Origin of the sequence: Waterburya agarophytonicola KI4, assembly GCF_020640915.1 — a bacterium.
In the GTDB taxonomy this organism is placed as follows: Bacteria; Cyanobacteriota; Cyanobacteriia; order Cyanobacteriales; family Xenococcaceae; genus Waterburya; species Waterburya agarophytonicola.
In genome coordinates this window covers 36,554-51,922 of the sequence record NZ_JADWDC010000012.1, presented here as the reverse complement: position 1 = coordinate 51,922, position 15,369 = coordinate 36,554, and the positions used below count along the sequence as shown (strand labels likewise).

14 protein-coding genes are annotated in these 15,369 nt (G+C 39.1%); 3 read left to right on the top strand and 11 right to left on the bottom strand.

All coding sequences use genetic code 11. The features are described from left to right. Window positions 1–2: 2 nt before the first annotated feature. Entirely contained in the window at window positions 3–1,022 is a 1,020-nt protein-coding gene (locus tag I4641_RS07180; protein ID WP_229639798.1) for an NAD-dependent epimerase/dehydratase family protein, read from the bottom strand. Window positions 1,023–1,276: 254 nt separating this feature from the next. Between I4641_RS07180 and I4641_RS07175 the strand changes: the two genes are divergently transcribed. Continuing rightward, window positions 1,277–2,785 carry a sensor histidine kinase gene (locus I4641_RS07175; RefSeq protein WP_229639797.1) on the top strand — a complete coding sequence of 503 codons (1,509 nt, stop codon included), beginning with the start codon at window positions 1,277–1,279 and terminating at the stop codon, window positions 2,783–2,785. A gap of 26 nt (window positions 2,786–2,811) precedes the next feature. Here the strand turns inward: I4641_RS07175 and I4641_RS07170 are convergent, their stop codons facing one another. The 3 genes from I4641_RS07170 to I4641_RS07160 form a co-directional block, all read right to left on the bottom strand. Beyond that, window positions 2,812–3,156, bottom strand: a complete 345-nt coding sequence (locus tag I4641_RS07170; RefSeq protein ID WP_229639796.1) for a hypothetical protein — start codon at window positions 3,154–3,156, stop codon at window positions 2,812–2,814. A 66-nt stretch (window positions 3,157–3,222) separates the two neighbouring features. Further along, complete coding sequence (locus I4641_RS07165) at window positions 3,223–4,131, bottom strand: MBL fold metallo-hydrolase (RefSeq protein WP_229639795.1); 909 nt, start codon at window positions 4,129–4,131, stop codon at window positions 3,223–3,225. A gap of 40 nt (window positions 4,132–4,171) precedes the next feature. Further along, window positions 4,172–4,999, bottom strand: a complete 828-nt coding sequence (locus tag I4641_RS07160; protein WP_229639794.1) for a squalene/phytoene synthase family protein — start codon at window positions 4,997–4,999, stop codon at window positions 4,172–4,174. 195 nt (window positions 5,000–5,194) lie between these two features. Here I4641_RS07160 and I4641_RS07155 point away from each other — a divergent pair, with 195 nt between their 5' ends. Continuing rightward, on the top strand, window positions 5,195–5,512 hold the full coding sequence (locus tag I4641_RS07155; RefSeq protein ID WP_229639793.1) for a 2Fe-2S iron-sulfur cluster-binding protein: 318 nt from the start codon (window positions 5,195–5,197) through the stop codon (window positions 5,510–5,512). A gap of 22 nt (window positions 5,513–5,534) precedes the next feature. Here I4641_RS07155 and lepB read toward each other — a convergent pair whose 3' ends face one another. After that, window positions 5,535–6,092, bottom strand: a complete 558-nt coding sequence (gene lepB, locus I4641_RS07150) for a signal peptidase I (RefSeq protein ID WP_229639792.1) — start codon at window positions 6,090–6,092, stop codon at window positions 5,535–5,537. A gap of 37 nt (window positions 6,093–6,129) precedes the next feature. Between lepB and I4641_RS07145 the strand changes: the two genes are divergently transcribed. Further along, a complete protein-coding gene (locus I4641_RS07145) occupies window positions 6,130–6,795 on the top strand; it encodes a phosphorylase family protein (RefSeq protein WP_229639791.1) in 666 nt (221 codons plus the stop codon). 7 nt (window positions 6,796–6,802) lie between these two features. On the opposite strand, the gene I4641_RS07140 is transcribed toward I4641_RS07145, so the two are convergent. From I4641_RS07140 to I4641_RS07115, 6 genes are all read right to left on the bottom strand, one after another. After that, window positions 6,803–7,684 carry a cysteine peptidase family C39 domain-containing protein gene (locus I4641_RS07140; RefSeq protein WP_229639790.1) on the bottom strand — a complete coding sequence of 294 codons (882 nt, stop codon included), beginning with the start codon at window positions 7,682–7,684 and terminating at the stop codon, window positions 6,803–6,805. Window positions 7,685–7,913: 229 nt separating this feature from the next. Next, a complete protein-coding gene (ispG, locus tag I4641_RS07135; protein ID WP_229639789.1) occupies window positions 7,914–9,131 on the bottom strand; it encodes a (E)-4-hydroxy-3-methylbut-2-enyl-diphosphate synthase in 1,218 nt (405 codons plus the stop codon). Window positions 9,132–9,220: 89 nt separating this feature from the next. Next, window positions 9,221–9,469, bottom strand: coding sequence for an NDH complex assembly factor CRR9 (locus I4641_RS07130; RefSeq protein WP_229639788.1), 249 nt, complete (start codon window positions 9,467–9,469; stop codon window positions 9,221–9,223). 73 nt (window positions 9,470–9,542) lie between these two features. Further along, complete coding sequence (locus I4641_RS07125) at window positions 9,543–10,469, bottom strand: glycosyltransferase family 2 protein (protein ID WP_229639787.1); 927 nt, start codon at window positions 10,467–10,469, stop codon at window positions 9,543–9,545. Between the two features lie 154 nt (window positions 10,470–10,623). Beyond that, a complete protein-coding gene (locus I4641_RS07120; protein ID WP_229639786.1) occupies window positions 10,624–12,738 on the bottom strand; it encodes a lytic transglycosylase domain-containing protein in 2,115 nt (704 codons plus the stop codon). 325 nt (window positions 12,739–13,063) lie between these two features. After that, window positions 13,064–15,369: CHAT domain-containing protein (locus I4641_RS07115; RefSeq protein ID WP_229639785.1), on the bottom strand; the 2,306-nt coding region annotated here is incomplete at its 5' end.

Genomic DNA, 15,369 nt, shown 5'->3' with positions numbered 1-15,369 from the left:
AATTAATTCCAAAAGAAATTGCGATCGATTTGCTGAGTTTTTAATAGATATTCTAGTTGTTTTAGGCGAGTAAACCCTCTAGAAACAAAAGTTTCTGACGACATATCAATTTGCTGAAATATTTCGTATAGCTGTTGCGCGCCACGTTGGGCATCCCACTCGCATTTGAATCCTGGTAGGGTTGTCGCGATCTTATCAAAAGAAACGCGGTAACTACGATTATCGGGGTCTTTAGGACCAAAACTCAACTCACAGCCGGGGAAAGTGTCGGCAACTATTTTGGCAATATCTTTGACTTGATAGTTAGATGCCGTATCCCCGACATTAAAAGTTTGATTATGGATAATATCTCGCGGTGCATCCACGGTACAAGCGATCGCCTGACAGATATCTAAAACATGAACTAATGGTCGCCAGGGCGTCCCATCGCTGGTCATTTTGATTTCTTTGGTTGTCCAGGCCAACCCCGATAAGTTGTTTAAAACAATATCAAAACGCATCCGAGGAGATGCCCCATAAGCCGTAGCGTTCCGTAAAAAAGTCGGGGAGAAACCATCATCCGCCATTGCCGAAACATCTTTTTCTACCATAGTTTTGCAGATAGCATAGGTAGTCTGGGGATTGACGGGAGATTCTTCGGTTAATTCTCCTTCAGCTATCCCATAAACACTACAGGAAGAGGTATAAACAAAACGACGTACACCTGCTTGTTTGGCTAAATTGGCAACATGAACCGAACCTTTATGATTAATATCGTAGGTAATATTAGGGACTAGTTGTCCAGTAGGATCGTTGGAAAGTTCCGCTAGATGAACTACTGCCTCCACGCCTTGAAGATCTTCAATAGTTATATTTCTAATATCTTTGTTGAGGGTTTTGGCAGTCGATTCTGTTCCATTGTAAAACCAGCCAACTTTATAATAACCAGTATCAACAGCTATAATATCGTGTCCCTGCTGCATCAGCATTGGAGCAAGGAGAGAACCAATGTATCCCTCCGTTCCTGTTAACAGTATTTTCATGGGCTAAATTTATGATTTTTTTGATTTATTTTTAGATAAAAAAAGGGGGTGTTATTTGCCAACACATTAAATATACTGGCTAAAACCCTATTTTATATAGCTTGATCACTTTCCAGGCTTTTGGATTAACCATAATTGTACAATGCAAATTCCATAAATTTATTCCTAGTAATTTATCAGAAGATTTTCATTTCTTTCTAAGAACAATGAGGGAGACTTATGAGTAATAAAAACCACGACAGCCAAACAAGTCAATGCTCCTTTATTCCTTATTCAAGCAGTTAACTAGTCCCCAAAAAAAGACCCAAAATATTGCTGTCGAGCGCGAAAATAATTATTTCAGAGATTCATCCTTTAAAGCTAAACTCGTGGGAAAAATATTAGATACAGCTTCTTTAAAAGTCAGATTGACAGTGGGTATTGCTGGGGTTGCAGCATTGGGAATGGGAGGTTTGGCTGTATGGACGAGTATGAGAATGCAGCATATTTTAGTTTCGACTAACAAAGAAAATATGAAGTATATTGCAACTCGATTTCCTCAGGATGTAAAAATATATAGTGAAATGATCCCTTTAGAAGAAGGGGCAAAAAGAGCGATCGCATCTTTATCTACGACGGATAAACTGATTTGGATTAAAGATGCTGAGGGAAATATTACAGCTAAGTCTCAAACTTTAAATACACCAGAAATTGGCGATACTCTTTTGGCAGTACAAAACGTTCCTTTGATTCCTCAGGTACAAGATTTGCATGGTAGTTATTGGTTGATGTGTGCTACGCCATTACAAGTAAACGGAATTAATTTGGGTCAACTATATTTGGCACACAATATCACCAGAGATCAAGTTATGTTCTTAAACTTGATGCGTAGTTTGGCTGCGGCTACCATAATTGCGATCGCAACTATGACCGCAATTATTGCATTTTATATTGATCGCTCGATGCAACCTCTAAAGAAAATAAGTCAGCTTACTGCTACTATTTCAGCCGATAAATTAGACCAAGCTCGCATTAGTTTGGAACAAGCTCCTAGTGAAGTTAAAGAGTTAGCAGAAACTGTTGATGGGATGTTAATTAGGTTGTCTGATTCTTGGGGACACCAACGAGAATTATTGAGTAATGTTTCTCATGAGTTGCGGACACCTTTAACTATTATTTCTGGTTATATTCAAAGTATTTTAAGACGTAGTGACAATTTATCAGAAATGCAGACTGAGGCATTAAAAACTGCTGCTTCAGAAGCCGATCGCACCGTACAGTTATTACAAGATCTGCTAGATTTAGCAAGATTGGACAGCGATCGGATGCAATTTCAACTAGAACCGATTATTCTCAACGATCTACTTCATGAAGTAGTGGGAATGGCAAAACAATATAGTGCAAGAATTATTACACTGGACTTAAAACCCGATATAATTGCCATCAAAGCAGATAGTCATCGTCTCAAACAAGTACTATTAAATCTAATCGATAATGCGGTTAAATATTCCGAACCTGCCACACCTATAACTTTAAAACTAAATCGAGAAAACGACCGAGCAATTATTCAACTTTGCGATCGCGGTGTGGGTATTCCGCTGCAACAACAGGGACGTATCTTTGAACGTTTTTTCCGCGTCGATGAATCTCGCAATCGTGCAGGAGGCACGGGATTGGGATTGTCCATTGTCAAAACCTTGGTTGAAGGTATGGCAGGCAATATTACCGTGCGATCGCAATTAAATGAGGGGAGTACTTTTACTCTTAGTTTTCCCGCACAATAATTTAATAATTTAATAATTTAATAATTTTAATTCGCCTCGTACAACTGCACTTGGGAAAATTTGCCAGGATTGGTTTCTACTTGAGGAACAATCAAACAAATAATAATCAGACTCATCAAGACAAGCGTACCTTTAGTTCCTCCTTTAATTTTCCACTGAAAATATTTTCGAGTCAGTTTATCCGTAGGTGGCAGCAAAACGAAACCAATTAAGAAGAAAAGAATGGCGATCGCAATGTAAGGTGGTGGATTCATTAACGCACCAAAAGCAGCCATCAAAAATAGAGTTCCGAGAAACCAATTGAAACGAGAAATCATCAATCCTAGTTTTGTTGAGACAGTATTAAATAGTACAGCCAATCCCTTGACCACAGTTTTAGGATTCCCAGGTTAATCGAAAATCTATCAATATGCTACTAATTGTAATCAAATTTTCTTTTATTCTTCTGCCAGACTTTGATAAATAATAGTTACAAACTGTTCTGGTTTGAGAAATCCTCCACCCCATTGCTCGTCATAATCAGAAGTGGGTTTAGAAGCAATAAACTCTTCTAGAGAAATACCTTGAGCGATCGCCTTTTCGGTTCGTTTTTTGACTTCTACTAGCATTTGTCGATAATTGTCTAACTCAGCGCGATTAGACAACGCACCGTGACCTGGGATAATCTTGGTTTCATCTCCTGCTAGAGCGAGTATTTTCTCTGTCCCTAGAATCATACCCGCTATTGAGCCGCCGCTAGAAGTATCGATAAAAGGATAGATACCATTAAAATAAATATCTCCCGTATGAATTACATCTACTTCGGGGAAGTGAATCACCGTATCCCCATCGGTATGGGCTGATTCTACGTGAAATCCATGGATAGTGCGATCGTTAAAATGAAATGTGGTAGTGTCGTTAAAAGTAATCCTAGGTAATGCTGCGGGGGGAGAAGCAGGGACTTCTCTTTGAAATGCTTCGATAAACTGCTCTGTACTCATGCGAGTATAAACTTCATCGTGAGCGACAATAACTACTCCAGAATCACCCAGATTTTCGTTACCACCAGTATGATCTTGATGCCAGTGAGTGTTAAGTAAAAACTGGATTTGTCCATCGCTAATTTCACTGACTGCTGCCTCAATTTTATCTGTCAGAGGAGCGAACTGATCGTCAATTAATAATATTCCATCATCTCCCACAGATACCCCAATATTTCCTCCTTCTCCTGTCAGCATATAAATATCTTCTGCCACGGGAATGGTTTTGATTTCAACCTCATCAAAATTTACATCTTGAGCTAAACTTGCTTTGCCAAAAGCAATCATACTAATTAAGGCTATTGTTCCTTGTTTGATAAATTTCATCGTTTTTTCCTGTTTTTCTGGCTAAATACTCTGTAATCAATTAAGCGGATTTAATATTGGTAAATTTTTCAACCAAGCTCAAAACATCGTGACGGCTTAACTTTGGCTTACCGATAGATATGGCATCTAAAGTACCTTTTGCCAATACATAAGGAATCTGGCAAAAATCCAGGGCAGGACTATTTTTAGGTAAAGCTTCGATATATAAAGCAGCTTGTTCTAGCTGACGACGAGCGTAGGCTTGAATATCTTTGTTCGTCCAACCATCGGGAATAAAACTAACTCCTCGTAACGAATCTTCCCCTTGATTTCGCACAATATTAACTGCTTGTAAACCCCGACCAAAAGCGATCGCTTGGGTGCGATTAGTTTCTGTACCGTCATACCAAGCCCACAAATCTGATAAGAGCAAACCTACTGCCCCTGCTACGCTAAAAGTATAGCGGTCTAGATCTGCTTTAGTGGAAATTGTCCAATTTCGTTCCGCCCAATAAGCCATGCGATCTGCCATGGCTGCGGTAGCATCCCAAATTCTGGGGGCGATCGATTGATCTGCCAGACTAGCCCATTCTCCAATACTCAGGCTAACTTCTGGCAAAACATCTTTATAGGGAATAAGATCTGCACCAATTCCTCTATAAGCATTAATATCAGCGATCTCTTGTAGTCTCAAACTAATATTACGTAACAAATAAGCTTTGGTTTGATTGTCAAGGTCAGGAGTATCTTCTATTTCGTCGATCGCACGCATACAAAGATAAGCTGATGCTACTGCATCTTGTAACTTTTCTGGTAGACGGGCAATAGGGATATAGAAAGTCCTGCTCGTTTGTTTAAGAGTTTCTAATGCTCTATTCCGAAAATCCATCTTTTCCGCTACTCCTCACGCTGGCTTAACGAAAAGGATACACTGAAAACTCTAATTTCTGGATAAGTTTAAACAAAATTCCTGGGTTAATTGTTGTCTGGCGCACAATATCTAGTTCAAATATTGGAATCGAGCTATTTATGAGAAAATAATAAACTTAGTCAAACCAATCGATCGCAATTTAGATTTACACTCATGTCCAATACCTACAATGTTGAAATTAACCATCAAGGTAAAACTCATACAATTCAAGTCCCAGAATCACAAAGTATTTTAGATGCTGCAACGAATGCGGGTATCGATTTACCATTTTCTTGTAGTGCTGGAGTTTGTACTACCTGTGCTGCTCAAATTCTCTCAGGAGAAGTAGAACAAAGCGATGGCATGGGGGTATCCACAGAATTACAAGCAGAAGGATATGCTCTATTATGCGTGGCATACCCTCGTTCTGATATTAAACTAGAATCTGGCAAAGAAGAAATCGTCTATCAAAGACAATTCGGCAAACAGTAATTAGTATTTATTACGTCAATCATTAAACTGTTCCGATGCGATCAAAAGGCCAAAAGCGAAAGACTGCATGACCAATGACGTTTTCTGCGGGGAGAAAACCCCAAACATGGGAGTCATTACTGTTATTACGATTATCTCCCATCACAAACAGTTTTCCTTCTGGCACTTTCACAGGAATTAAATCGTATTCTGGAGGGGCAGCAATATAGTCTTCTGATTGGGGTTCGTTGTTGATATAAACGACTCCATCTTGAATTGCTACTGTTTCTCCTGGTGTAGCGATCGCTCTTTTGATAAATGCCTGATTCTTTTCGTAACCCAAAAGTCTCAATTTAGTAGGTGGCTGAAAAACTACGATATCTCCTTTTGCTGGAGGATGAAACTTGTAAGCCACTTTCTCGATTACCAAGCGATCGCCTGTTTCTAAAGTGGGAAACATCGACTCAGAAGGGATATAACGAGGTTCTGCAATAAAAACTCGGATTAAAAAGGCTAATAACAGAGCAATCAGGACTGTAGTTCCATTTTCCTTAAAACCACGCCATAAATTAGCTTTTTTATCTAATTCGGTCAAAGACATAAAAATAATTAACAACAATAATCAATTGTGAATAGATGTGATACCTATTGATACTATTGTCGTTCCTCAAGGGGCAGAATACCAAGCAGTTTGTCGTGGACTAAAAAAAGCCAATTGCGATCGCCTGAAAGTTCTGCCTATTCCTATCGGGACAAAAAAGATCGAACAAACTTTAGCGGACTACTCTTGGGAATTAATTAAAGCTCAAAATATCTTGATTATGGGTTTGTGTGGTAGCTTGTCGCCAAAATACTCTGTAGGGGATCTAGTGCTTTATCAAAGCTGTTGTAATTTAGATGGTGCAGAAATAAATTTACACAAAGAATTAACTACCAAAATTCAGCAAAGGCGATCGATAGATTTAGTTACGGGGCTAACCAGCGATCGCCTTATTTGTCGAGCTAGAGAAAAATTACAGTTGAGTAAGACTTATCTTGCAAGTGTATTAGATATGGAAGGTTATGACTATATGAAAAAATTCCAACAGCGAAATATTAACGTCGCGATGTTGCGAGTGGTTAGCGACGATCTAACGGGAGATATACCCGATCTTAGTCAGGCGATTGATGAAGAAGGCAATTTAAAAACTCTGTCAATGGCGATCGCTTTTTTCAAACAACCCCTTGCTGCGACTAGATTAATCAAAGGCTCTTTGAAAGGATTGAAAATATTGGAGCAAATTACTTATCAATTAGTTGAATAGAAAATTGTCAACTAATTCTTGCTTGCTCTAGATCGACCAAAATCGCTTCTCCAAACCAGTATTGAGCAAATTCTTCAAAAGTTTTTATTTGCATCCCATAAAGGGGATTAGCAATCAGGATTAAGCGTTTTTGAGGGTTGATTGATAGTAATGCTACTGCATGAGAAAATCTAACACCTTTGCCAGATTTGGGTTTCTCTTTGACATGAAGCAAGGCGGGTTTATTAAGACTAATTAAATCTTCAACAGTTAAATTATGACGATATTCAGGATTTAACTCCAACTTCTCCATCGCTCTAATTTCCGATAGAGTAGTTGTGCCAAAACGATTGGTTCTAGTTAAAGCTACTACCTCTCTTTCGGTAATGATAGGATGTTTTTTAGTAACGCGGGATAAAGTAGCAATGCTAGAAGGCGCACAAGTATAAGGCGTAGTTTGTATTATAACCCCGTTGACAAGTTTGGGTTTAGCTACCATCGCCTGTACTGGCTGAAGAAAGAATAATAAAATACTCAAAGCAAAAGCGATCGCGCCTAAAGCTACTAGTAACTGAACTACTTTCTGTCGAGAACGTTTTTCCGACAACTCCATAACCAATAATAAGCCCAGGAAAAAACAGCCCATCCCCAGAATAATTTCATTAAAATATCCTGCTAGATAAATTAAAAGCATCGGTGGAAAAATCTTGGGTAATACCGAAGCAAGATGAAATTTATCCAGGATAACCAATATACCTAACACAGGCATCAGCGCAATTAGCAGCCAAACCAAAGATCTTTGATGATTCTTGAGAGCATTATCAGAGGTGATTCCAATAGCAGCCAGATTCTTACCCAACATCGCACCACAGGCAAAAGCTAAGGCGCATACTAAAACTGTAATAGTCATAAGTTTTGTCAATCCTTGATTCGGGACAAATTTATTTTTTTTTAGCTATCAGCTATTAGCTATTAGCATTGTCTAGTTTTAGTATGGGAATCAATAACCATAATTGCCTGTGATCTAAAGCATTTCGGACAAGTAAAAAGTCTACAAACTCGTTATTTGTTATTTGTTACTTGCCAGACAGTTGCGTTGTGGAGGTTTCCTCCGTTGAGCAAACTGTCGAGGGTATTACTTATTCAGGTTCGACCCAGCGATCGTCTGATTTAATTAAATTAATCAATTCCTCAACACCTCGATCTTCAGGAACTTTTTTAATTTCTTCTCGACCGCGATAAAGAGAAATATAGCCTGGCTGTTTGCCCACATAACCATAGTCAGCATCTGCCATTTCTCCTGGACCATTTACAATACAACCCATCACTGCAATATCTAAACCTGTAAGATGTTTGGTGGCTTCGCGAACCTTATGCAATACTTCTTCTAGATTGAATAAAGTACGACCGCAAGAAGGACAAGCAACATACTCCACCATTGTTTTACGCAGTCCTAAAGCTTGCAGAATACTGTAGCAAACAGGGATTTCTTTTTCGGGAGATTCGGTTAAAGAGACGCGAATCGTATCGCCAATTCCTTGAGCTAATAGAGTGCCAATTCCCGCAGTAGATTTGATTCTGCCATATTCCCCGTCTCCTGCTTCGGTAACGCCCAAATGCAAAGGATATTCCATGCCTAATTCGTTCATTCTCTGTACCATCAAACGATAAGCAGCCAACATGACAGGTACGCGAGAAGCTTTGAGAGACAGTACGATATTGTAGAAATCTAAAGATGCGCAGATTTTAATAAATTCTAAGGCTGACTCTACCATCCCTTCTGGAGTGTCTCCATAGGTAAAGAGCATTCTTTCGGATAAAGAACCATGATTTACGCCAATACGCATCGCTTTACCTTGGTCGCGCAAGGAAATTACCAAAGGTTCGAGGGTGGAGCGAATTTTATCACCAATTTCGGTAAATTCAGTTTCTGTATACTCAGTGCGATCGCTTTTGGGTTTTTCAAAGACATACAGCCCAGGATTGATTCTTACTTTATCAACGTGCTTGGCTACTTCTAAGGCAATTTTCATGCCGTTATGATGAACATCAGCAACCAAAGGTACTGTTTGATAAGTATCCGCTAGTTTTTGCTTGATTTCTGCTAATGCTTTGGCATGAGCCATACTAGGCACTGTCACCCGCACAATTTCGCAGCCAATCTCATGAAGACGACGAATTGCTGCTACTGAGCCATCTATATCTAAAGTATCTTCGTTAATCATCGACTGCACTACCACAGGATTGCCACCGCCGATAGTTATATCGCCAACTTGGACGGGGCGGGTTTTCCTTCTATGAATAGTAGTATCAAAAGCGGGTGTATTAGTAAGATTAGGATTATCCAGAGTTTGCATAACGATTAACTATTGCTTGAGGCAAAATTTTATATCTAAATTTATGTTCTATTTTACGGGTTAGTCGGGATCTAGTTGGAGAAAAAAACTTACCATTTTAATGTTCCCGCATCATCTCCCCGTTCTCGTTTGGCTTTACTGTCATTTTCAAACCACTGAATAATTTGTTGGTGAGATAAGTCTTCGATCGCAACTTGAGACTCTTGAGCTATTTTCTGTAATAGTCTTTGGGAAGAGATGGTTAAGCGAGTCAGAAACTTTTCGGGAGATGTCAGCAACGCTGCTTCAACATCGGCAGATTCTTCTGGAGTTAAATATTGATCGGGTGTTTGAGTCATTAAGATGTGTTGATTTATTTGTTGATTCAAGAAAAATCTAGCTCCCTAGAGCGATCGCTATTAAAAGGTAGTTTTATTTATTGTGATATGCCGAGTAAACTCCTTGAACGTTATACCAATTAAGAAAAATGCGAGCTACTTGTTCGGCTAATTGAGGTTTACCAAGATCGATCAACAGTTGCATTACTGGTTTAAGAGTACGTTCGTTCAATCTTCCCCCTAAAGATAAAATGCCCCAAAGAAGACGATGTAAAATTGTCATTTGAATCATCATTTTGACATCCAAAGTAGGATGTTTTTTATAAAAAATGACTCCCATTTTTCCTCTTTGAATTTCTTGTTCGATCGCTTGAGGTATTTGTTCTAAATTAAAGGCAGGATGCCAATGATATCCTTTAGCTTCGGGACACTTGATTAACTTTAAATTGAGCTTTTTAAGCCGTACTCCTAGCTCCAAATCTTCCCAACCATAGAGTTTGAATCCAGTGTCAAATAAGCCAGCTTTTTCTAACCATTTATGAGCGATCGCCACATTTCCCGTAGCAAAATAGGCAGCGGAAAAATCGGTTATTTTATAAGGTTCGGCAGTAGGATTTTCAAAGTTATTAGTATTAATTACTGCTCCATAAGTAAAAAGGCGATCGCTTTTAAGTTCTTGTTCTCCTCGAACTAAAGCATCAGCATGAGATTGCAGAAAACTTTCTGTGACAACTAGATCGCTATCGATGAAAACTATTGTGTCTCCCTTGGCATTGTTAACCCCTAAGTTTCTCGCTGCTGCTGCTCCCTGATGATCTTGTAAATATACTTTTACGTGGGGTAATTGAGCTTTATTTTCTGTCAACCAAGCCAAAGTTTTGTCAGTCGAACCATCATCAACTATTACTATTTCATAACCATCAATTTTGCGATCGAGGAGTTCTTGTTTTTCTAAAGCAATAATGCTTTTTTGTAGAATAGGGAGTCGATTATAAGTAGGAATTACAATGCTAATATACATTTAAAAATATTCTATTTATTTTTAATTAATATACCGCGCGAATATATAAATAACGACCAGATAATAATAGCAAAAAAATATTAAAGCGATCGAGGGTTCTCTCTGAAAATTATGAATAAAACCACTCATCGTCAAATCCGCGATCGCCATAAGTTTAGTTGACACTCACATTATCTGATGCCAAATCTTTAAATTGCTTGCCAATTTCAGGGTTATAAACGAGCATATAATTCCAATAATTCTCAAACACCGACTCAACATAACCTTTGGTTTCGCGATAAGGAATTTTTTCGACGAATTCATCTACATCCTTTAAGCCATAGCGAGATACCCATTTTGCAACTGCATTAGGTCCTGCATTGTAACTAGCTACAGCCAGCATGGAGTTATTATTATATTTTTTATGAGTAAAATCGAGATAATAAGTACCAATATTGACATTATCTTCGGGTTTGGTTAGAGAATAATTAGATAAACCAATATTTTTAGCTGCGGTTTTGGCTGTGGGAGGAATTACCTGCATTAAGCCCAATGCCCCCGCAGAAGACTCAATTTCTGGTTCAAAGCGAGATTCTTGGCGAATTAAGGCAGTTACCAATAAAGGATTGAGTCCTCTTTGTTTTGACCATTTTAGAATAGTATTTTCAAAAGGAAAAGGATACAAAGCTTGCCAATACTCGGGAGTTTGGCGTAGTTGTTGCCATTGTTGTTTATCTTCTGGTGTATCTCGATCCTCTAAATACCATATTTGATTGATACCCCGTAGATTTTTTCCTTGATAAAGTTTAAATAAGCCTTGAGTAAATTCATCAGCAACGGTTAAATTAGTGCTTTGTGGCTTATCGCTGATTTCGGTTTGGAATTGCGCCCAGGCTTCTTCCTCTAAGCCTAATTTATACAATTCTTGGAAAGTTTCCGAACCACCAGGAGGAAAAATTCGCTCTATTTTCACTACTTCAGGAGTTTTATAACGTACGGTGGTAAAGTCTCCCACATCCCAACCCAAAGCAACCGCAGATCGCCAAGCATAATAAGAGCGAGGAAAACGCGCTAAAACCAATTGATAGGCTTGAGTGGCATCTTCTGGACGATTGAGCTTAGTTGCCCACTTAGCAATCCAAAAACCAGCTTTAGGAGCAATCTTGCTGTCTGGATTGTTGATTACAATGGGTTGCGCCCATTGCCACGCACTAACAAGATCTCCTGCTTTGGCTTTTTTGCTAGCCATATTCCAGCGATATTGAGCAGCGGATTCAGAATTTTTGTAGTCAGTTAAGACTGTTTGACGGGCTTGAGCAGCAGATCTGGGGCTACCCAACCCATCGAGTAAAGTTGCTTTTTCTAATAAAGCTTCTGGTGCGTGGTGGGGAAATTTTTGGATTGCCAGATCTAGATAAGCTAAACCTTCTTTTTTGTTGACAATAGTTGCTAAACGACGCAAACCCCAACCAGTATCTGGTGCATCGGGATATTCTGCGAGCAATTGCAAATAAAACTGTTTTGCAGTGGCTTTGCTATTGGCAATATGGTATCCCCTACCAGCGCGATAGAGATTGCCAGATGTACGGGGAGCTTTTGCGTAGGCTTTCCCAGCTGGACCGTAATCCCATTTTACCCAATAACTATCGGCGATCGCCTCCCAAGTTTCTGGAGTTAGTTGACTGCTGTATTCTTTGACTAAACGATCTCTCATTTTGTCTACCCCAGAATCGTCTGGAGTATATTTGACCAATACTGCCATCAGGTTTGGTTGATTGGGATTTTGGCTGAGTTTTTGGCGAATTATTTCGTGGGTGCGGGGATGGGAAGGAAATTTAATAATTGCTTGTTGCCAATAGGCGGGGTTGGTTTTGCCCAACAAATATAAAGCCTCGGCAGAAGCTGGAGAATTGGCATAGTTACTCGCCAACTTTTGCCAAACTTTTTCTGCTTCGGATAGTTGGTTTTCTAGTTGATAAGCTTTCCCTTTAGAAAGCAAAATATAGGGAGCGAGTAAAGGATAATTTTGTTCTAAACCCTGTAATTGAGCTAAAGCTGCTTTACCCTGTTGGCGATCAATTAGATCCGCAGCCAATAAAAAACTAGTACGGCTATTTTCGGAAGAACTACCCGATGCAGTTGCTAACATAGGAGTGATAATCGGCTTTTTTGTAGCAAGATTATCGTTAGAATTATTTTGAGTAACTAGCATTTTTGAACCCAAAATTATTGTCGCGATCGAGCCAATACTAATTAATAAAAAAGTCTTGGGAGTCAAAATTTTCCACATATTACTTTCTTAACAGTGTGAGGGGTAGTGTTATGTTTATTGTTCCCTGAAAATAGATTTTTCCGATCGCCAAAAATTTTAATTACCACGATTATCCACTGGCACTCAAGCAAGTTCGAGTAATTTAGATACTTAAAATTAGCGAGATATAACCATCATTGTAATATGTTTTTATTCAGTTAATTATGCAGTTATGATGAAGTAAAAGTTCGTTATTGTAAGAATTGATGAACTGTCAAAATAAAAGCGATCGCTCTCAAGTTTAACTTAAAGCGATCGCTTTTTAGTTGGATATTTAAGTTAATTTATGATAACTATATTTGCTTTAATTCCAGTTACCAATTAAGGTAAATGCCGACCAGAAATAGGGATGATCTAAGTTTAAAGTTCCTTCAGGAAATTGAGGAGGCAAGTCTAAGTTGTGCCCGTTAGATAAATTCACCTGTTTGTGATTGACTTTGACATTACCTTGAAGCATTTCTAACTGGGTTTGACGTAAAGCCTCTGCTTTAAGTAAAGTACTATCCAAGCGATCGTAAAATTCTCCCATCAAAGCTAGTGTTCCTACATCACTGACATACCAAAGACTTGCCAAGGCTGACTTTACTCCAGCTTGCACTGCCAAACCTGCAAAACCCAGTTCTGCCTTTTCGTCACCTAAGGCGGTTTCACAAGCACTCAAGACTAAGAGTTCGATAGGAGTAGCATCGCTATTCCAACCTAACTCGTTAGATAAATCTTGTAGCTGGGGTATTTTTAATTTGCCGTCATAAAACTGAATGTAGGAATCATTCTGACTACCAGCTTTAAACTCTGCATGTGTTCCTAAATGAACGATTGGAAAAGGAGTTTCACGGCTATTTTGAGCCTTGAAATTCTCCACAGTAAACTGCTCGTTGATAAATACTTCTCCCTGACGAGGTTTGCTCACAATTGTTTCCAATTCAATGGGCATAGTCGGTAAAGCAGCTTGCTCGGCAAATTCTGATGCACCCATTGCCAAAATAGAGCTTTGGTCTAAACTAACATAACGAGTATCTGTCAGCCCAAAACTAGGTACTATTGCCACTGCATACTTCTCAATCAGAAACTGCTTGCCATCATGTAGTGCAGCCAAAGGTAACAAACGCAAACCTGAATCCATCGAAAATACTAAAACATCGATATTATTGGCTTCTAATTCTGCTTCAATTGGCTCGATTAAAAGTTTGTATAGCTCTTGTGAAGATTTTAGATAGCTGCTTTGACTCAACTTACTCGAATCGCTTACTTCTTCTCGAAACTGAGTTGCCGTGGCAATGATATCTTGACGGGAAATATCTTTAATGGTTTCTCGTAAGGTTACAGACTGGGGTGTTTTTGGCGAATCTAGTTTATCGAGATCGGTTGATGCAACTAACGAACTATCTCCATTAGCTAATTTTGCTTGGTTAGGAAGTACAACAAAAGCCTCCAAGCGATCAGATTGCAAGGATATATTAATGAACGCGGGGTTTTTACCCGTTTGTTGTCCGAGTTCTGCCAATCTATCAGAAATTTCTGTTACAGAAGGAACTTGACCGTATAGTTGTAACCCAGAACTATCCATTAATTGAGTTAGTTGGAATTCTTCCTGCATCTGTATGGCTATATCGGTAGGTGATTCTTGAACTTGTACCTCATAAGCAATGCGATCTACTTCTTGACCGAGATCCTGAGAATTATCATTATTATCTGCTACTTCTTCCTCTGTATCTTCAGTTTCTTCGGCTATTTCTTCAGTCTCTTCGGTTTCTTCTGTGGCTGTCACCGTCTCTTCATCGACTTCCTCAACTAATTCTTCGGTAACTTTATCTTTGATAACTGCTTCAGTTTCTTCTGTTAACTCAACACTATCGCTTTCAGATGAATTATTAGATGAATTATTAATGGTTGCCGTTTTTTCTGTTACCTCACCGCTTTCGGTACTAGCGTCGTCGGTAGCTACTCCTTCGCTTTCAGACGAGTTATTAACAGTATTAGTTTCTTCTATTACTTCAACGCTTTCGGTATTAGTATTAGTTTCTTCTGTGACTGTTTGAGATGGAGAATCGTTATCCAAATTAAGGTTGTTATCTACTTCAATCTCCCTCGGTGTTTGCGTTTGTGAGTTTACTACAGGAGTTTCTACTGGAAGTTCGGGAACAACACTATCTTCAACGATCGCATTTGCATCTCCTGCGGTATTTTCCCCTAAAGTAACTCCAAAATCATCTTCACTGGTAACAACTTCTCGATCGGTGGCATTATTGTTGCTGGCGATCGCTTCCATGACATTTTCATTGGCAGCATTTCTTTCCGCAGCGTCATTATCATTTGCGGTATTGTTGCGGAGAGTTTCTACATCATTATTATTATCATCATTATTATCATCATTATTATCATCATTATTATCATCGGCGATCGCCTCTTCACCAGGAGTTTCTACATTTTCTTCTACAGCGATCTCTTCCGTAGGAATTTCTTCCCCATCTACTATGGCTTCTTCCATAGGTGTCTCCCCTGGAGTTTCCCCATCTCCTTCAGCTCCTTCAGCAACTGGCTCTGTGGGAGTTTCTCCATCTCCTTCAGCTCCTTCAGCAACTGGCTCTGTGGGAGTTTCTCCATCTCCTT